The following is a 17,676-nucleotide window of genomic DNA, read 5'->3' as shown; positions in this document are numbered from 1 at the left end:
CCGGGCGGACCCGGGATGTCTCGGATCCGGGCGAGCGCGAAGGGCGGGCCGAGCGGCCGACTCTTCACTCGCGGCACGTCGTCAGGTGCTGGTGAGCACCAGCGCCACGTTGTGCCCGCCGAAGCCGAACGAGTTGTTGATCGCGGCGATCTGGCCCGCCGGCAGGTCCCGAGGCGTGTCCCGCACGAGGTCGACCTCGAGCTCGGGCTCCGGCTCCGTCACGTTGATGGTCGGGGGAGCGGTCCGCTCGCGCAGCGCCAGGACCGCCAGGATGGTCTCGACCGCGCCCGCCGCCCCGAGCAGGTGACCCATCATCGACTTGGTCGCGGACAGCGCGACCTGGTCGGCGTGCGGACCGAGGAGCGCGCGGATCCCGCGCGCCTCGATCATGTCGCCGAGCGGCGTCGACGTGGCGTGCGCGTTGACGTGCACGATGTCGCTCGCGCTGATCCCGGCGTCCTCGAGCGCGCGCTGCATGGCGGCGGTCTGCCCGGCGCCGGTCGGCTCGGGTGCGGCGATGTGGTGCGCGTCCGAGCTCATGCCGAGCCCGCTGACGCGGCCGTACACCCGTGCACCCCGCGCGGCGGCGTGCTCCGCGCTCTCGAGCACGACGACGCCCGCGCCCTCGCCGAGCACGAAGCCGTCGCGCGTCACGTCGTAGGGACGGGAGGCGCCCGCCGGGTCGTCGTTGCGCGTGGACAACGCCTTCATGGCGGCGAAGGCCGAGATCGGCATGGGGTGCACGGCGGCCTCGGTGCCACCGGCGATGACGACGTCGGCGCGGCCCGTGCGGATCATCTGCACGCCGTAGGCGATCGCCTCGGCGCCCGAGGCGCACGCCGACACCGGCGCGTGCGTCCCGGCCCGCGCGCCGAACTCGATCGAGACGTTGGCGGCCGGGGAGTTCGGCATGAGCATCGGCACGGTGAGGGGCAGCACGCGGCGCGCGCCCTTCTCGCGGATGGTGTCCCAGCCGTCGAGCAGGGTCCAGACGCCGCCGATGCCCGACGCGACCACAGCGCCGAGCCGGTCGCCGTCGACCTCCGGCGCCCCGGCGTCGACCCACGCCTCGCGCGCGGCCACGATGGCGTACTGCGCGGACGGGTCCATGCGCTTGGTCTCGGGACGGGTGAGCACGTCGGCCGAGGGGACCGCGAGCGTCCCGGCGAAGGAGACGGGAATCTCGTACTTCTCCGCCCAGTCGTTGTCGAGCGTGCGGACCCCGGACCGGCCGGCGAGCGAGGCCTTCCAGGTGCTGTCGACGTCACCGCCGAGCGGCGTGGTCGCGCCGAGACCGGTGATGACGACGTCGGATGCGCTGGTCATGACGTGCTCCTGTGGACGGTTCGGGGGCGGGTCGGGCGCCGACTCCTGGGAGCCGGGCGCCCGACCGCAGGGCGATCGTGGCGGTGCTACGCCTGGGCGCCCGAGATGAAGGAGACGGCGTCACCGACGGTGGCGAGGTTCTTGACCTCGTCGTCGGGGATCCGCACGGAGAACTTCTCCTCGGCGAGCGTGACGATGGTCATCATCGACAGCGAGTCGATGTCGAGGTCGTCGGTGAAGGACTTCTCGGGCAGGACGGAGTCCGTCGGAAGCCCGGTCTCCTCGCTGACGATCTCGGCCAGCCCGGCCAGGATCTCCTGCTCGTTGTACGCCATCGTGTCTCCTTGGTGTGAAGGTGTCGGAACCCGACTCGAACGCTGAATTGTCTCAGGGGAGGACGACGACCTGCGCCGCGTACACGAGGCCGGCGCCGAACCCGATCTGGAGCGCGAGCGCGCCGCTGCCCACCTGACCCTCGCGCAGGAGTCGCTCGGCGGCCAGCGGGATCGAGGCCGCCGAGGTGTTGCCCATGTCGGCGATGTCCCGCGCGACCACGACGCTGTCGGGCAGCTTCAGCTGCTTGATCATCTGGTCGATGATCCGCATGTTCGCCTGGTGCGGGATGAACGCGTCGAGGTCGTCAGGGCCGACGCCGGCGGCGTCCATCGCCTTCTGCGCGACGGGCGCCATCTGCCAGACCGCCCACTTGAACACGCTCTGACCCTCCTGGCGGAGGGTCGGCCAGCCGGCGGCCGGGTCGTCCCGGACGTCGAGCCACGAGTGCGTCTGGCGGATGGCGTGCGCCTGGCCGCCGTCGGACCCCCAGATCGTGGGGCCGATCCCCGGCGTGTCGGACGGCCCGACGACGACGGCGCCCGCGCCGTCGCCCAGGAGGAACGAGATCGTGCGATCGGTCGGGTCGACGAAGTCGCTCATCTTCTCGGCGCCGATCACCATGACGTGGCGGGCCAGGCCGGAGCGCACCAGGGCGTCGGCCTGGCCGATCCCGTACGAGTACCCCGCGCACGCGGCGGACACGTCGTACGCGGCGGCCGGCGTCGCGCCGATCCGGTCGGCGACGAACGCGGCGGCGGCGGGCGTCTGGTGGAAGTGCGTGGTCGTCGAGACGATCACGGCGTCGATGTCCGCCCCGGTCAGGCTCGCGTTCTCGAGCGCGTCCAGCGCGGCGCGCTCGGCGAGGTCGAGGACTCCCGTCTCCTTCACGGCGCGGCGCCGCGTCACGATGCCGGTGCGCTGGCGGATCCACTCGTCGGAGGAGTCGATCGCCTCGACCAGGTCGTCGTTCGGGACGGTCACCTCGCCGCGCGCGGCCCCGAGGCCCAGGATGCGGGTGTGGGCAGGTCCGGTCACCTGCGTGAGGGTCGCACGGGTCACGACGGGGTCTCCTGGCGGTCGGGGATCGAAGGCACAGCGGGCGCGCCCGCGGCGGAGGTCCCGGCGTGTCGTCGGACCAGGTCGCGGGCCGCGTCGAGGTCGGCCGGCGACTTCAGGGCCACCGTCTCCACCCCCGGCAGGGTACGCCGCGCGAGTCCGGTGAGGACACCGCCGGGGGCCAGCTCCAGGAGCGCGGTGACGCCCAGAGCCTGCAGCGTCGCCTGGCACAGGTCCCACCGGACGGGGTTGGCCACCTGGGTGACGATGCGCCCCAGGGCGTGCGCACCGGACCGCACGACGGTGCCGTCGGCGTTCGAGAGCAGAGGGGTGCGCGGCTCCGCGGGCACCACGGCCGCGGCCGCCGTGGCCAGCTCGTCCGACGCAGGCTCCATGAACCGGGTGTGGAAGGCTCCGGCGACCTGGAGCGGCACGACGCGTGCCCGGGTGGGCAGCGTGGACGCGAGCCTCGCGAGCGCGTCGAGCGTGCCCGCCGCGACGACCTGCCCGCCGCCGTTGACGTTGGCCGCGGTGAGCTCGAGCTCGGCGATCCGCGCCAGGACCTCCTGCGCGTCGCCACCGAGCACCGCGCTCATCCCGGTCGGCGTGGCGGCGGCCGCGCGCGCCATCGCGGCGCCCCGCACCGCGACGAGGCGCAGCGCCTCGGACTCGGTCAGCACGCCGGCGAGCGCCGCCGCGCCCAGCTCACCGACCGAGTGGCCCGCGACGACGTCGGCCCAGGCACTCGGGAGATCCGCGCCGTGGCGTACCACGTGAGCGGTCAGGAGCGCGGTCGCCACGAGCAGCGGCTGGGCGACCGCGGTGTCGCGGATCGTCTCGGCGTCCGACGTCGTGCCATGGGCCGCGAGGTCCTGGCCGACGACGGCCGAGTACCCCGCGAGCCTCTCGGCCGTGCCGGGGAGCTCCAACCACGGGGCGAGCATGCCGGGGGACTGGGCACCCTGGCCGGGGCAGGCGACGACGAGCATCCGTCCACTGTGCCCGGATCGTCCGGCCGCGCCGGGTCACGACGGGCACCAAGGATGGGGAACCGCGTTGTCGGAACTCTACAAGTGCCGGAACCTACAAGCGCGCGGGCGGCGAACCGGCGTCCTCCAGGCGGCCGAGCGCGAGCGCCACCTGCAGCACGTAGGACTCCCGCGGGTCCAGGGGATCCCACCCGGTGACCTCCGCCACCTTGCGCAGGCGGTAGCGGACCGTGTTGGGGTGCACGTACAGGCCGCGCGCCGCCGCCTCGAGCGACCGACCCGCACCGAGGTAGGCGGACAGGGTCTGGAGCAGCGACCCGGTGCTCGCCACCAGCGGGCGGTACGCCTGCTCGACGAGAGTGCGCCGCGCCGAGGTGTCGCCCGTCAGGACCCGCTCCGGGAGCAGGTCGTCGGCGGCGACAGGCCGCGGCGCCTCCTCCCACGCCGGTGCCGCGGCGAGCCCGGCGAGCGCGGCACGCGCGGACCTCGCCGAGTCGGTGAGCCCCGCCACGACCGGTCCGAGCACCACCGGGCCGGCGCCGAACCGGGGCAGGAGCGAGACGGCGGCGGCGTGCAGGTCGCCTCGTCCGCCGAGGAAGATGACGAGGCGATCACCCTGGATCCCGACGAGCGCGTCGTCGGCGGCACGTCGGACCGCCCGGCGGAGCTCGGCTGCGCGGACGTCGTCGAGCGGTGCTGCCGACGTCCCCACCACGACGAGCGTCGAGCCCCGGCCGCTCCAGCCGAGGGCTGCCACCCGGGACCGCAGGTTGTCGTCGGCCTCGCCACGGGCCAGCGCGTCGACGACCAGCGCCTCGAGCCGTGCGTCCCACGCGCCCCGGACCTCGGCCGCCCGCGCGTAGACCTCCGCGGCCGAGAACGCCACCTCGCGCGAGTAGCGCAGCACCGCCTCGCGCAGGTCGCGCTCGCCGCCGGGGGCCGCGAGCTGGTCGCTGTGCGACTCGACGACGTCGACGATCACGCGGACCAGCTGCAGGGTGTGCTGGAGCGAGATCGACCGGGTCAGCTCGGGTGGTGCGGTCGCGAAGATCTCGCTCACGCCGTGCAGCGTCGTCGGCTCGGCGTACCACGAGACGAACGCGTTGATGCCCGCCTGCGCGACCAGGCCGACCCACGAGCGGTGCTCGGCCGAGAGCGCCCGGTACCACGCGAGGTCCTCGTCGAGGCGCCGCATCGCCGCGGCCCCCAGGAGGCCGCTCCCGTCGCGCAGACGACGGAGCGTGTCCGTGCCGGTCGTGGGGGGCTGCGCGGCCATCCCGGAAGCATACGGCCGCGCGTTGTAGGGATGCGACAAAGCTGCCGTGCCGGCGGAGCGCGATCGAGCCGTGGATCCGGACGGCATCCGATCGGCACCGGTGAGCCGTCGACCGGTGGGCGTCGGGTCGAGCGGCTATGGTCTTTTCCATGGCTTTGCTTCCTCGCCTGCGTCAGCTGATGCGGCGCCCGTCGTCCGCGTCCAAGGTCGGCGCCCGGCGTCCGACGACGTCCGCCCGACGCGGCGACACGCTGCACGAGGACGCGCTGCGCTCGATGCTGAGCGACGACCCGAACAACGTCCGGGCCTTCCAGGCGCTCGCGGAGATCGTCCGGCGTCGTGCCGCCGAGACGGGACCGGACGGCGACCCGCTCACCGCGCCGATGGACCCGCACGAGCGCCAGCAGGCGGCCGACCTCGCGGTCTGGTCGCTCGCGGAGGAGCTCGCGGGCCATCCGCGCGCCTGGTACCCGCTGGTCGAGCTCGCCCGCCTGTCGGTCCGGGACGACCACGAAGGCACGATCCGACGGCTCGTCACCGCGGCCGAGCGGGACGCCTCGGGCGAGGCGCTCTCCGAGGGGATCGCCGTGCTCCGGGACGCCGGCCTCCCGAACGATGCGCTGAGCCTCGGCGTCGGGCACTGGCGGCCGCGTGAGCAGACCCCCGAGATCGGTCGCCACCTCGTGCTCGCCGCGATCGAGGCCGACCGCCCCGTCGAGGCCCGGCAGCACCTCCAGGCGCTCGACTTCTATCCGGATCAGGACGCGATAGCGAAGCTGAAGGCCGAGCTCGAGTCGGCGGTCGGCCGCGCGGAGCAGCAGAACGCGGGCGCATAGGCAGGCTGCGTCGTACCTCGCACGACGCACGAGCAACGCGAAAGGCGCAGGACGCCGGGAACCGCACGGCACCGACAACCGCACCGGGAACGAACGAGGAGAGGCCCCCGACGTCGTCGGGGGCCTCTCCTCGTGTCTGCCGGTCGACGCCGGCGGGTGGCGACGCCTGCGCTCAGGCGTCCCCGCCCGCGCTCCCGGAGGTGCCGGCCGTGACGTCCCCGAGGCGGTACCGGTCGATCGCCTGGGCCGGGGCGTCAGCCGCGACCTTGCCGTCACGCGCGAGCTGCTGGAGCACGCGCACGGCGGTCGAGGGGCCGTCGATCTTGAAGTGGCGCCGCGCCGCGGGCCGGGTGTCGGAGAACCCGAACCCGTCCGCGCCGAGCGTCGCGAACGTGCCCGGGACCCACTGACGCACCTGGTCGGGCACCAGGTGGTTGAAGTCCGTCGTCGCGACGAAGGGCCCCTCGGCTTCGGACAGCTTCTGCGTCAGGTACGCGACGCGCGGCTCGGCACCCGGGTGGAGGAAGGCGTGCTCCTCGGCGGCGAGACCGTCCCGGCGCAGCTCGTTCCAGCTCGTGACCGACCAGACCGCTGCCCGCACGCCCCAGTCCTCGGCGAGGATCCGCTGCGCCTCGAGCGCCCAGAGCACCGCGACCCCGGACGCGAGGATCTGGGCGCGCGGACCGTCGCCCTCGGCCGGCGAGACCAGGTGGATGCCCCGCAGGATGCCCTCGACGTCGACGCCGTCCGGCTCCGCCGGCTGGAGCATCGGCTCGTTGTAGACGGTCAGGTAGTAGACCACGTCGGGGTCGCGCCCGTCGTCGCCGTACATCCGCTGGAGGCCATCCCGCACGATGTGCCGGATCTCGTACCCGTAGGCCGGGTCGTAGTGCACGACGTGCGGCATGGTGCCCGCCAGCAGCGGCGAGTGGCCGTCCGCGTGCTGGAGGCCCTCACCGGTCAGCGTCGTGCGACCGGCCGTGGCCCCGACGAGGAAGCCGCGGGTCATCTGGTCGCCGGCCGCCCAGAACTGGTCGCCCGTCCGCTGGAACCCGAACATCGAGTAGTAGAAGTAGAACGGGACCAGGACCTCGCCGTGCGTGGCGTACGAGGTGCCGACGGCCTGGAACGCGGCTGCCGAGCCGGCCTCGTTGATGCCGGTGTGCATGAGCTGCCCAGCCTCGGACTCCTTGTAGGACAGCATCATGTCGCGGTCGACCGCGAGGTAGTGCTGTCCCTGGGTGTTGAAGATCTTCGCCGAGGGGAAGATCGAGTCGAGCCCGAAGGTCCGGGCCTCGTCGGGCACGATCGGCACGATGCGGTGGCCGAACTGCTTGTCCTTGATGAGGTCCTTGAACAGACGCACGAGCGCCATCGTCGTGGCGACCTCCTGGTGACCCGAGCCCTTGGCGAGCAGGTCGTACGACGACGCGGGCGGGAGCTCGACCGGCTTGTACGAGGTCCGGCGCTCGGGCAGGAACCCGCCGAGCGCGCGGCGCCGCTCGAGCATGTACTGGATCTCGGGCGCCTCCGCACCGGGGTTGAAGTACGGCGGCTGGTACGGGTCGGCGTCGATCTGCTCATCGGTGATCGGGATGCGCAGGGAGTCGCGGAGCGTCTTCAGGTCGTCGGACTTGAGCTTCTTCATCTGGTGCGTCGCGTTGCGCGCGGCGAACCCCGACCCGAGCCCGTAGCCCTTGATCGTGTGCGCGAGGATCACGGTCGGCTGGCCGGTGTGCGCCATCGCGGCGGTGTACGCGGCGTAGATCTTGCGGTAGTCGTGGCCGCCGCGGCTGAGCCGCCAGATCTCGTCGTCGGTCATGTTCTCGACGAGCTTCTTGGTGCGCGGGTCACGGCCGAAGAAGTGCTCGCGGACGAACGCGCCGTCGTTGGCCTTGTACGTCTGGTAGTCGCCGTCGGGCGTGTTGTTCATCAGGTTGATGAGCGAGCGGTCCTTGTCGGCGTTGAGGAGCTTGTCCCACTCGCGGCCCCAGACGACCTTGATGACGTTCCAGCCGGCGCCGCGGAACTGCGCCTCGAGCTCCTGGATGATCTTGCCGTTGCCCCGGACCGGGCCGTCGAGACGCTGCAGGTTGCAGTTGACCACGAACGTGAGGTTGTCGAGCGACTGCTGGGCGGCGTGCTGGAGCATGCCGCGGCTCTCGGGCTCGTCCATCTCGCCGTCGCCCAGGAAGGCCCACACGTGCTGCTGCGCGGTGTCCTTGATCCCGCGGTTGTGCAGGTACCTGTTGGTCCACGCCTGGTAGATGGCGGACGCGGGACCGAGCCCCATCGAGACCGTCGGGAACTCCCAGAAGTCCGGCATGAGCCGCGGGTGCGGGTACGACGGCATGCCGCCGCCCGGGTGCGAGAGCTCCTGCCGGAACCCGTCCAGCTGGTGCTCGCTCAGCCGGCCCTCGAGGAAGGCGCGGGCGTAGATGCCGGGCGAGGCGTGACCCTGGAAGTAGATCTGGTCGCCCCCGCCGGGGTGGTCCTTGCCCCGGAAGAAGTGGTTGAAGCCCACCTCGTAGAGCGTCGCGACCGACGCGTACGAGGAGATGTGGCCGCCGACGGCGATGCCGGGCCGCTGCGCCCGGGTCACCATCACGGCGGCGTTCCAGCGGATCCACGAGCGGTAGCGCCGCTCGAGCGCCTCGTCGCCGGGGAAGTAGGGCTCCTCGTGCACGCCGATCGAGTTGACGTACGGCGTCGTGAACGGCATCGGGATCGCGACGTTGCGCTCCCGGGCCCGCTTCAGCAGGTTGAGCAGGACGTACCGGGCCCGCGGGCCCCCACGGTCGTCGATCAGGCCGTCCAGGGACTCGACCCACTCACCGGTCTCGGCCGGGTCGATGTCGGGCACCTGGCTGAGCAGGCCGTTGATCAGCGGTCCGGTCTCTTCGTACGAAGCCACCATCGCTCCTAGCGTCTCGTCTGCGGCAGGGACGGATGGGCCCCGGTGCAGCATCGGACCGAGGCGTCGGGAGACTGTGAGCCCCGCATGTCTCGGTAGTGCTCCTATTCTCTGACCTTCCGTGAGCGAAAGTCACACGCAGCGCCTCGCGGGCTCGCGTGACGTCCGTGACACCGGCTCGCCTGGGAGGCTTGCCACGCCGACCCGACCCGCGGTGGGCTAGCGTGTGCGGACAGTGCTCGGGCCGCACCAAGGGCCGGGCGACGACGAGAAGGGAATGGGCCTGCACGTGTCTTCCAGCGCGAGCCCGACGGGGGACGCCGCGGCGTCTCAGGGCGCGAGCCGACTCGGCTTCACCGCCGGCCAGGTCGTTCAGGAGTTCGGGTGGTCGGACGACGTCGACGAGGCGCTCCGCACCGCGATCGAGGACCTCACCGGCTCCGAGCTCGTCGACGAGGACTACGACGACGTCACGGACGGCGTCGTGCTCTGGTGGCGCGAGGACGACGGCGACCTGGCGGACACGCTCGTCGACGTGCAGACGGTGCTCGAGGACACGGGGCAGATCTGGATCTTCACCCTCAAGCCCGGTCGCCCCGGTCACGTGAGCCACAGCGACATCGAGGAGGCCGCGACGACCACGGGCCTCCACGCCACGAGCACGTTCTCGATCGCCGCCGACTGGTCCGCGACCAAGCTCGGCACGCGCGGCCGTGGTCGCTGACGGCTCCGCCGTCCACGACTCCCTGTTCGAGGTCGGCGCGCCGGCCCCCGACTTCACACTGACCGACACGCACGGGACCCCGGTCCGGCTCGCGGACCTGCGGGGGAGACCTGTCGTGCTCGTCTTCGTCCCGTTCGCCTTCACGGGCGTCTGCACCGGCGAGCTGCGCGAGCTCCGTGACGACCTCGGTGAGCTGGAGACGGCCGGTGCGCGCCTTGTCGTCGTCTCGTGCGACGCCGTCGCGTCGCTGCGGGCGTGGTCGGAGCAGGAGGGATTCGGCTTCGACCTGCTCTCCGACTTCTGGCCCCATGGTGCGGTCGCGCAGGAGTACGGGGTTTTCGACCCCGAGCGCGGGCGCGCCCTGCGGGGGAGCTTCCTGATCGACGCCGACGGCGTCGTGCGCTGGTCCGTGGTCAGCCCGGCCGGCCGGCCGCGCGACCTCGACGCGTACCGGGCGGCCCTCGCGACGCTCTGACGGCCCGCGTCGGGGCCGGGGGTCGGATGGGTACGCTTTCCCCACGACGAGGGCCTGTAGCTCAGCTGGTCAGAGCGCCGCGCTTACACCGCGGAGGTCGCCGGTTCGAAACCGGCCGGGCCCACCCTCCCCGACGGAGCCGGCGCGATCCGAGAGATGACGCGGCCCGGGCGCTGCGTACGCCTCGGAATGGCAGAAGACCGGCGCCCACAGCGCTGAGGACCTCCTCAGCCTCAGTCGTCGTCCTTGTCCTTGTTCCCCTTGCCGTTCCCCTTGCCGTTCTCGTTGCCGTTGTTCCCCTTGCCCTCGTCCGTGGCTGCGCGGGCGGCCGCCTCGGCGGCGGCCTGCTCGGCGGCGGCTTGCTCGGCGGCGGCCTGCTCGGCCGCTGCCTGCGCAGCGGCGGCCTCCTTCGCGGCCTGCTCGGCCGCAGCCGCCTGGGCCGCGGCCTCCTGCTCCAGGCTCGTCAGGTCGGCCGACACCTGCACGATGGACGCCTCGACGAGGCGTCGGCGCTCGCTCGAGACCTCCCCGGCGGCGGCCGCCGCGTCGAGCTCCTGCGTCAGCGCATCGAGCGCCGCACGAGCTCCCGGGAGGTCGCCGGCCGCCGCCGCCTCGGTGACGGACATGACGCGCGCCTGGAGGCGTTCGGCGCCGCTCTCGGTCAGGTCGGGCCGCTGCGCGCACCCCCCGAGGAGCCCGAGGGTGACCACGACGGCCGCGCACGCGGCGAGGACTCGTCCGAACCGCGCGCGTCCGGGCCTCATGGCTGCACGTCTTCCTGGAGCTGCCTCAGGTGCTCGCCCAGCTGCCCGTCGACCGCGGGGTACTGCACCGGCCCGGCGGGCGCCCCGGCGTCGTCGCGGCCCGCCCACAGCCCGAGCACCAGCCCGACCACCGCGGTGAGGGCGACGATCGCACCGGCGGCGTGCCGTCCCGGGCGCAGGCGTGCCGACCAGCCCGGGCGCTCGGATCGCGCTCCGTGCGCGAGGCCGGCCTCGGACTCGGTCGGCGGACCCGGGACGCGTGCGGGGTCGGCCGGTGGGACGTCGAGGACGGGCAGCACGCGCGTCGGCTCGGGCAGGGTCACGAGCTCTCGGAGCATCCCTGCGGCCTCGACGGCGGTCGGGCGCTCGGCGAGGTCGCGCGCGGTCATCGACATGAGCAGGGTCGCCCACGCGGAGCCCAGCTCGGCGGGCACGGCGGGGTCACGGTGGAGGCGTGCGGCAGCCGACTCGAGCGCGGTCCCCGGGTACGCGCGCTCGCCGGTGAGGCACTCGAGGAGCACCAGACCGAGCGCGTAGACGTCGGTCGGGGGACCGGGCGAGACGCCGGTCGCCTGTTCAGGGCTCAGGTAGCTCGGTGTGCCCAGGAGCAGCCCCGTCGAGGTCAGGTGCTCCTCCGCGACGAGCCGCGCGATCCCGAAGTCGGTCAGCTTGGTCCAGGACTCGGTGGAGCCCGTGCGCGACTCCGCGGGCAGCAGGATGTTCGCCGGCTTGACGTCCCGGTGGACGATCCCCGACTCGTGGATGTACGCGAGCGCCTCGGCCACGTGCGCCCCGACGATCGCCGTCTGGTCGGGCGGCAGCGGCCCCTCGGACAGTCGCCGGCCGAGCGACGCCCCCGCGACCAGCTCCATCACGAGGAAGGCACGCCGCGCACCGTCGTCCACGACGCCCGATCCCGCGTCGTAGACGGTCACCAGCCCCGGGTGGTTGAGCCCCGCGAGCAGGCCGATCTCCGCGCGCTGGCGCGCGTCGAACTCGCCCTCGGTGGCAGCCGAACGGAACACCTTGATCGCGACGTCCCGGCCCAGCAGCGTGTCCCGCGCCCGGTGGACGTCCGCCATCCCGCCGGCGCCCAGGCGCTCGAGCAGCTCGTACCGACCGGCGAGCACGGTCGACGTCTCGATCGGGCTCTGGCCCACAGCTCCTCCTTCGGTCCGTGCCCAGCATGCCGGAACCTCGGCGCGGTCACCTCCGGGGGCTCCGGGCGGGCGGACGCGGACCGGCAAGGGAGAGGTCCCGCTCGGTGCTCGGCCCTGTGCTCGGCCCTGCACTCGGCCCTGTGCTCGGCCCCTGTGCATGCCGCTGGGCCCGTCGCGCACGAGCGCAGGTAGCGTTCGACGGGTGACCGCCTCCCGCGAACCGACCAGGTCCACCTCTTCGACGGACGCGGCCGTCCCCGCGGCGAGCAGCACCCCGGCCGACGGCCCGCCGGCCACGCTGGCGGACGTCGTCGCGGTGCTCGACCGGCGCTTCCCCCCCGGCACCGCGGAGCCGTGGGACGCCGTCGGGCTCGTGACCGGCGACCCCGCCCAGCCGGTGCGCCGGGTCCTGCTGGCGGTCGACCCGACCGCCGCCGTGGTCGACGAGGCGATCGACTGGGGTGCCGACCTCCTCCTGACCCACCACCCGCTGCTGCTGCGCCCGGTCCACTCCGTCGCGGCGACCACCTTCAAGGGCGCGCTCGTGCACCGGCTCGTGCGGGCCGGGGTCGCGCTCCACGTGGCGCACACCAACGCCGACGCGGCGGTCGGCGGGGTCGCGGCGGCGCTCGCCGAGGCGATCGGGCTCGTCGACATCGCCCCGCTCGTCCCGGCGCCGGCCGAGGCGATGGACAAGCACGTCGTGTTCGTCCCCGTGGCCGACGCCGAGCGGGTGGTCGACGCGCTCGCCGCGGCCGGGGCGGGACGGCTCGGGGAGTACAGCCGGGCTGCGTGGTCGACGACCGGGACCGGGACGTTCACCCCGTCCGCTCGGGCGAACCCCACGATCGGCGCCGCGGGCGTCGCCGAGCACGTCGACGAGGCCCGCGTCGAGATGGTGGCCCCGCGCCGGCTGCGCTCGACGGTCGTCGCGGCGATGCGGGCCGCGCACCCGTACGAGGAGCCGGCGTTCGACGTGCTCGAGCTCGCGGGAGGGGATGCCGCCACCGGGATCGGGCGCGTCGGTCGGCTGCCGGAGCCGCTGGCGCTGCGCCGGTTCGGCGAGCGGGTCGCCGCCGTCCTGCCCGCGACCGAGCAGGGTGTGCGGCTCGCGGGTGACCTCGACGGGGAGGTGGTGACGGTGGCCGTCGTCGGCGGGTCGGGGGACTCGCTGTTCGACGCCGTGCGCGCGTCCGGCGTCGACGCGTACCTGACCGCGGACCTGCGTCACCACCCGGCGAGCGAGCTGCGGGAGCGGGCGGCGTTCGATGCGGCGGCCGGGGACGGCTCCGATCGGCCGTTCCTCGTGGACGTGGCGCACTTCGCGAGCGAGTGGCCCTGGCTGCCCCGGGCCGCCGCGGACCTCGAGTCCGAGCTCGCCGCGCTCGGCACTACGGTGAGCACGCGCGTCAGCACGCTGCGGACCGATCCGTGGACGGCGCGGATCGCCTCGTCGAAAGGAAGCACCCTGTGACCACCGCACCGCTGGAGGACCAGCGCCGCTTGCTGGACGTCCAGGCCCTCGACACGCGCGCGGCCCAGATCGCCCACCAGAGGCGGACGCACCCGGCACTCGCGCGCGTGGCGGAGCTCGAGTCGCGGCTCGCGGACGTCGACACGTCGCGGGTCGCGTCGCGGACCGCGGTCAAGGACCTGCAGCGCGAGCTGACCAAGGCCGAGGGCGACGTCGAGCAGGTGCGCGCGCGGGTCGCGCGGGACCAGGCCCGCATCGACTCGGGGACGTCGAGCGCGAAGGACCTGCAGGCGATCACGAGCGAGCTCACCGCGCTGGCACGCCGCCAGGCCGAGCTCGAGGACATCGAGCTCGCGGTCATGGAACGGCTCGAGTCGCACGAGACGGCCCTCGCGGAGCTCGATGCGGCCGCCGCGGTGATCGAGGGCCAGAAGTCCGAGGCGGAGGCGGAGCGCGACTCGGCGTTCGCGGAGCTCGACCGGGAGTCCGCGACGCTCGCTGCCGAGCGCGAGACCGCCGCCGCCGGCCTCGACGCCGGGCTCGTCCAGCTCTACGACCGGCTCCGTGGCCAGCTCGGCGGGCTCGGCGCTGCCGCGCTGCGCGGACGGCGCTGCGAAGGGTGCCGGCTCGAGCTCAACCCCACGGACGTCGAGGCGATCCGGCGGAGTGCACCCGACCAGGTGGTGCGCTGCGAGGAGTGCGGCCGGATCCTGGTCCGCCTGCCGGAACCCGCGAAGGGCTGACCCGATGACGCGCGCGCGGCTCGTCGTCGAGGCCGACGGAGGGTCGCGTGGCAACCCGGGGCCGGCCGGCTACGGAGCGCTGGTCCGCGACCCGCGCACGGGCCGGGTGCTCGCCGAGCGGGGCGGGTTCCTCGGTGTGACGTCCAACAACGTCGCGGAGTACTCGGCGCTCGTCGCCGGGCTGCGGGCCGCGGTCGAGATCGACCCGGACGCGGAGGTCGAGGTCCGGATGGACTCCCGTCTCGTGGTCGAGCAGATGTCGGGCCGCTGGCAGATCAAGCACGACGACATGCGCCGGCTCGCGGCCCAGGCACGCGCGGTCGTCGCGCCCGACCGGGTCACCTACACCTGGGTGCCGCGCGCCGAGAACGCCGCGGCCGATGCGCTCGCGAACGTCGCGATGGACCAGCGGACGACGATCGCCCGGGACCTCGGCCGACCGGACGACGTCCACCCGGTCGTCCCGGGACGACTCGCCTCGGGGGCGCCCGTCCGGTTCGACGACGCCCAGCCGGTCACCGTGGTCCTGGTGCGCCACGGCGAGACGCCGATGACCGTCAGCAAGGCGTACTCCGGGTCGTCCGTCGTCGGGCCGTCGCTGACGGACCGCGGGCGCGAACAGGCTGCGCGCGCCGCCGAGCTGGTCCACAGCATCGGCCAGGACGTGTGGGGCGCGCTGCCCGACCCGAGCGAGCTGCTCGCGTCGCCCATGGTGCGGACGCAGGAGACCGCGGCGGTGATCGGGGCGCGGCTGGGGCTGCCCGTCCGGGTGGAGCCGCTGTTCGCCGAGTGCGACTTCGGGGAGTGGGAGGGCCTCACCGCCGCCGAGATCGAGGCCCGGTGGCCGGGTCAGCTCGAGCGCTGGCACGACGACGCCGCGTTCCCCGCACCGGGCGGCGAGTCCATCGAGGACGTGGGCGCACGGGTGCGCGCCGGGCTCGAGGCGGTGCGCGCGGCGGGCGTGGGACGGACGGTCGTCGTCGTGACCCACTCGGTGTCCGTACGCTCGGCGGTCGGCGTGGCGATCGGGGCGAACTCGTCGTCGTGGGCGCGGATCCGCGTCGCGCCCGCGTCGGTGAGCATCGTCCGGCTGTGGGCCGACGGCGCGAGCGAGGTCACCGTCGTGGGGGCGCCCTCCGGTGCCTGAGGCGCCCGACGACGTCGCCGGGCCGGTCGTGGCGACGCTCCGGGCCGCGGGGTGCGTCTACGCCGAGGACGAGGCGGCGCTGCTGGTCGCCGCCGCGGCGACGCCGGCCGAGCTCGACCTCCTGGTGGAGCGGCGTGCCTCGGGCGTCCCTCTCGAGCTCGTCCTGGGGTGGGCGGAGCTGTCGGGGCTGCGGGTCGCGGTCGAGCCCGGCGTCTTCGTGCCCCGCCGCCGCACGGAGCTGCTCGTGGCCGAGGCCGTGCTGCTGGGGGAGCAGCGGGCGCGCCCAGGGGCATCGGCGGCGACCGCGCGCGGGCTCGTGCTCGTCGACCTCTGCTGCGGCTCCGGCGCGATCGGCCTCGCGGTCGCGACCGGCCTCGCCGCGAACGGGGTGGCGGGTGTCGAGCTGCACGCGGTCGACATCCAGCCTGCGGCGGTCGCGTGCGCCCGGCGCAACCTTGTCGCGGTCGGGGGCCGGGCCCATCTCGGTGACCTGGACGCGCCGCTGCCCCCCGAGATCCGCGGGCTGGTCGACCTCCTGGTCGCCAACGCGCCGTACGTGCCGACTGCAGAGATCCCTCTGCTGCCGGCGGAGGCGCGCCTCTACGAGCCGCGCGTGACGCTCGACGGCGGCGCCGACGGGCTCGACGTCCAGCGCCGGGTGATCGCGGCGGCACCGCGGCTGCTCGCGACGGGCGGCCACGTGCTGGTCGAGTCGAGCGGGCTGCAGGCCCCGCGCACCGTCCAGGCCATGACCCGCGCGGGCCTGCTGGCGCGCGTGGTGCGGTCGGCCGACCTCGACGCGACGGTGGTCGTCGGTACGCGTCCCGTGTGAACGGGGTGGGACGGAGCGTCCGCCGGGTGGCCGGGTGGCCGGGTGGCCTGCTGGCCTGCTGGTCGGGTCAGGCGACGACGAGGGTGAGCGTGCGCGGCCCGCGCGCGCCGTGCGACCCGGGCGGCGCCGGCTCGAGCTCCGCGTCGACCAGCGGCCCCCCGACGAGCTCACGGGCGGCGGCGAGCAAACCCTCGGGCGTGGTCGGCGGACGTCCCGAGCGCACCAGCAGGTGGCGCGTGAGCTCGCCGCGGGCGTGCTTGGCGTTGTGCGAGACGACGGTGCGTCGGCCGCCGAGCTCGCGCAGCACGCTTACCGCCACCCAGCCGCGCGCACCCGTCGGGGGTCGCCAGGCGGCGGCGTAGGCCGTCGAGCGGCAGTCGACGACCAGCTCGCCCGCGCGCCGGTCGAGCTCCGCCGCCAGGTGCGGGCGCCAGGACGCCGCGAGCGGCCCCACCCCGGGGAGGTCCACGGCCATCGAGAGCCGGTACGCGGGGATCCGGTCGCCCGGGGCCAGGACACCCCACAGCGCCGAGACGATGCGCACCGAGCGGTGCGCGCGGTCGCGGGCCGCGCCGTCGGGCAGCCGGTCGAGCCCGGCGGCGGCGAACAGCACGCCGGTGTAGACCGAGGCGGCGCGCGCTGCCGACGCCACCCGCAGGCGCGTGTTCCGCTCGACCTCGTCCGCGAGCCCTGCGCCCACGCCGAGCACCCGGGCGGCGTCCGGGCGGGCGCTCGTCGTGGCCAAGGCGTCGAGGACGACCGACCGGTGCTCGGTGAGCCCCGGTGCACCGAGCGCGGCGAGGTCGACCGGGGCACCCCTTGCCGGAGCGGTCTTGCCCTCGGAGGGCGGCAGGAGGACGAGCACCCGAGCACTCTAGGTCGTCCGACACGCCAGGGGCCCGGACCGGTAGGCTGGCCGGGCGGATGAGCTGGCCGGGCGGCCGCGTTCCCCACGGTCTCGGTCGTGGGGGCCGAGGAACGTCCGGGCTCCGTAGGGCAGGGTGGTGGGTAACTCCCACCCGGGGTGACCCGCGGGACAGTGCCACAGAGAGCAGACCGCCACGCACGCCCCTCGGGACGTGCGGGGTAAGGGTGAAACGGTGGTGCAAGAGACCACCAGCGCACCGGGTGACCGGTGCGGCTAGGCAAACCCCACCCGGAGCAAGGTCAGACAGGGAGCGTTCGAGGGCAGCCCGTCCGAGCTCCCGGGTAGACCGCTGGAGGCGTGCGGCAACGTACGTCGTAGATGGATGGTCGCCACCCACGCGGGGGCAACCGCGCGTGGGGACAGAACCCGGCGTACAGGCCAGCTCATCCGCACATGAGTCGCTGACCTGCGAGGACGCTAGATCTGACCATCCCGGGTCCGCGGGAAGTCCGCAGGAGGTGCAGGCGCGAGGACAGAGTCGACCGCCTCACGAGTGCGGTCGTCGGAGTCCGGCCACAGGTGGCTGTAGGTGTCGAGGGTCTCGACCGCCGAGGAGTGTCCGAGCCGCTTGTTGAGCGACATGGTGGCTGATCAGGTGTAGGTGGGTTGGCGTCGTCGAGCACGAGGACGTGTTCGACGTCGCGGGCGGTGGGTGTCCCTTTAGGGTTCGCGTCAAGAGCGTGACCATGCTCTGGA

17 protein-coding genes, 1 tRNA gene and 1 other RNA gene are annotated in these 17,676 nt (G+C 74.0%); 9 read left to right on the top strand and 10 right to left on the bottom strand.

Going from position 1 to position 17,676, the window contains the following annotated elements; genetic code table 11:
- Nucleotides 1-81: 81 nt before the first annotated feature.
- The 5 genes from fabF to HIR71_RS02855 all read right to left on the bottom strand — a co-directional run bounded on the left by fabF (nucleotide 82) and on the right by HIR71_RS02855 (nucleotide 4,983).
- Complete coding sequence (gene fabF, locus HIR71_RS02875) at nucleotides 82-1,326, bottom strand: beta-ketoacyl-ACP synthase II (protein WP_169323266.1); 1,245 nt, start codon at nucleotides 1,324-1,326, stop codon at nucleotides 82-84.
- Nucleotides 1,327-1,412: 86 nt separating this feature from the next.
- Nucleotides 1,413-1,661, bottom strand: a complete 249-nt coding sequence (locus HIR71_RS02870) for an acyl carrier protein (protein ID WP_169323264.1) — start codon at nucleotides 1,659-1,661, stop codon at nucleotides 1,413-1,415.
- A gap of 52 nt (nucleotides 1,662-1,713) precedes the next feature.
- Complete coding sequence (locus tag HIR71_RS02865) at nucleotides 1,714-2,721, bottom strand: beta-ketoacyl-ACP synthase III (protein ID WP_169323262.1); 1,008 nt, start codon at nucleotides 2,719-2,721, stop codon at nucleotides 1,714-1,716.
- Nucleotides 2,718-3,707 carry an ACP S-malonyltransferase gene (locus HIR71_RS02860; protein WP_169323260.1) on the bottom strand — a complete coding sequence of 330 codons (990 nt, stop codon included), beginning with the start codon at nucleotides 3,705-3,707 and terminating at the stop codon, nucleotides 2,718-2,720. The genes HIR71_RS02865 and HIR71_RS02860 overlap by 4 nt, the downstream gene beginning before the upstream one ends.
- 94 nt (nucleotides 3,708-3,801) lie before the next feature.
- Nucleotides 3,802-4,983 carry a PucR family transcriptional regulator gene (locus HIR71_RS02855; protein ID WP_249051517.1) on the bottom strand — a complete coding sequence of 394 codons (1,182 nt, stop codon included), beginning with the start codon at nucleotides 4,981-4,983 and terminating at the stop codon, nucleotides 3,802-3,804.
- Nucleotides 4,984-5,132: 149 nt separating this feature from the next.
- On the opposite strand from HIR71_RS02855, the gene HIR71_RS02850 reads away from it, so the two are divergent.
- A complete protein-coding gene (locus tag HIR71_RS02850; RefSeq protein WP_169323256.1) occupies nucleotides 5,133-5,819 on the top strand; it encodes a hypothetical protein in 687 nt (228 codons plus the stop codon).
- Between the two features lie 172 nt (nucleotides 5,820-5,991).
- Here HIR71_RS02850 and aceE read toward each other — a convergent pair whose 3' ends face one another.
- Nucleotides 5,992-8,733 (bottom strand): pyruvate dehydrogenase (acetyl-transferring), homodimeric type, encoded by a 2,742-nt coding sequence (aceE, locus tag HIR71_RS02845; protein WP_169323254.1) that lies wholly within the window; start codon nucleotides 8,731-8,733, stop codon nucleotides 5,992-5,994.
- A gap of 277 nt (nucleotides 8,734-9,010) precedes the next feature.
- Between aceE and HIR71_RS02840 the strand changes: the two genes are divergently transcribed.
- From HIR71_RS02840 to HIR71_RS02830, 3 genes are all read left to right on the top strand, one after another.
- On the top strand, nucleotides 9,011-9,457 hold the full coding sequence (locus HIR71_RS02840) for a DUF3052 domain-containing protein (RefSeq protein WP_169323252.1): 447 nt from the start codon (nucleotides 9,011-9,013) through the stop codon (nucleotides 9,455-9,457).
- Nucleotides 9,447-9,932 carry a peroxiredoxin gene (locus tag HIR71_RS02835; RefSeq protein ID WP_169323250.1) on the top strand — a complete coding sequence of 162 codons (486 nt, stop codon included), beginning with the start codon at nucleotides 9,447-9,449 and terminating at the stop codon, nucleotides 9,930-9,932. Before HIR71_RS02840 ends, HIR71_RS02835 begins: the two co-directional genes overlap by 11 nt.
- Nucleotides 9,933-9,982: 50 nt before the next feature.
- Nucleotides 9,983-10,056, top strand: a tRNA-Val gene (locus HIR71_RS02830).
- Between the two features lie 109 nt (nucleotides 10,057-10,165).
- On the opposite strand, the gene HIR71_RS02825 is transcribed toward HIR71_RS02830, so the two are convergent.
- Both HIR71_RS02825 and HIR71_RS02820 read right to left on the bottom strand, forming a co-directional pair.
- Nucleotides 10,166-10,696, bottom strand: coding sequence for a mucin-associated surface protein (locus HIR71_RS02825; protein ID WP_169323248.1), 531 nt, complete (start codon nucleotides 10,694-10,696; stop codon nucleotides 10,166-10,168).
- Nucleotides 10,693-11,856 carry a serine/threonine-protein kinase gene (locus tag HIR71_RS02820; protein WP_311836048.1) on the bottom strand — a complete coding sequence of 388 codons (1,164 nt, stop codon included), beginning with the start codon at nucleotides 11,854-11,856 and terminating at the stop codon, nucleotides 10,693-10,695. The genes HIR71_RS02825 and HIR71_RS02820 overlap by 4 nt, the downstream gene beginning before the upstream one ends.
- A gap of 298 nt (nucleotides 11,857-12,154) precedes the next feature.
- Between HIR71_RS02820 and HIR71_RS02815 the strand changes: the two genes are divergently transcribed.
- Genes HIR71_RS02815 through HIR71_RS02800 form a run of 4 tightly spaced genes read left to right on the top strand, consistent with a single transcriptional unit; the run spans nucleotide 12,155 to nucleotide 16,052 of the window.
- Nucleotides 12,155-13,330 carry a Nif3-like dinuclear metal center hexameric protein gene (locus HIR71_RS02815; RefSeq protein WP_249051528.1) on the top strand — a complete coding sequence of 392 codons (1,176 nt, stop codon included), beginning with the start codon at nucleotides 12,155-12,157 and terminating at the stop codon, nucleotides 13,328-13,330.
- Nucleotides 13,327-14,073, top strand: a complete 747-nt coding sequence (locus tag HIR71_RS02810; protein ID WP_169323242.1) for a zinc ribbon domain-containing protein — start codon at nucleotides 13,327-13,329, stop codon at nucleotides 14,071-14,073. The genes HIR71_RS02815 and HIR71_RS02810 overlap by 4 nt, the downstream gene beginning before the upstream one ends.
- Before the next feature lie 4 nt (nucleotides 14,074-14,077).
- Nucleotides 14,078-15,220: a bifunctional RNase H/acid phosphatase gene (locus tag HIR71_RS02805; protein WP_169323240.1), complete on the top strand. Its 1,143-nt coding sequence runs from the start codon at nucleotides 14,078-14,080 to the stop codon at nucleotides 15,218-15,220.
- The gene (locus HIR71_RS02800) at nucleotides 15,213-16,052 is read left to right on the top strand and encodes a putative protein N(5)-glutamine methyltransferase (RefSeq protein WP_169323238.1); all 840 of its coding nucleotides are present in this window, start codon (nucleotides 15,213-15,215) and stop codon (nucleotides 16,050-16,052) included. Before HIR71_RS02805 ends, HIR71_RS02800 begins: the two co-directional genes overlap by 8 nt.
- A gap of 67 nt (nucleotides 16,053-16,119) precedes the next feature.
- Here the strand turns inward: HIR71_RS02800 and HIR71_RS02795 are convergent, their stop codons facing one another.
- Nucleotides 16,120-16,917, bottom strand: coding sequence for a YaaA family protein (locus HIR71_RS02795; protein ID WP_169323236.1), 798 nt, complete (start codon nucleotides 16,915-16,917; stop codon nucleotides 16,120-16,122).
- Between the two features lie 60 nt (nucleotides 16,918-16,977).
- Here HIR71_RS02795 and rnpB point away from each other — a divergent pair.
- An RNA gene (rnpB, locus tag HIR71_RS02790) (RNase P RNA component class A) lies at nucleotides 16,978-17,370 on the top strand.
- A gap of 27 nt (nucleotides 17,371-17,397) precedes the next feature.
- Here rnpB and HIR71_RS02785 read toward each other — a convergent pair.
- Entirely contained in the window at nucleotides 17,398-17,562 is a 165-nt protein-coding gene (locus tag HIR71_RS02785; protein WP_169323233.1) for a hypothetical protein, read from the bottom strand.
- Nucleotides 17,563-17,676 lie beyond the last annotated feature (114 nt).

The organism is Cellulomonas fimi, assembly GCF_012952065.1.
Classification (GTDB): domain Bacteria; phylum Actinomycetota; class Actinomycetes; order Actinomycetales; family Cellulomonadaceae; genus Pengzhenrongella; species Pengzhenrongella fimi_A.
Note: the sequence above shows the minus strand (reverse complement) of the source record. Positions and strands in the feature narration are given on the sequence as shown.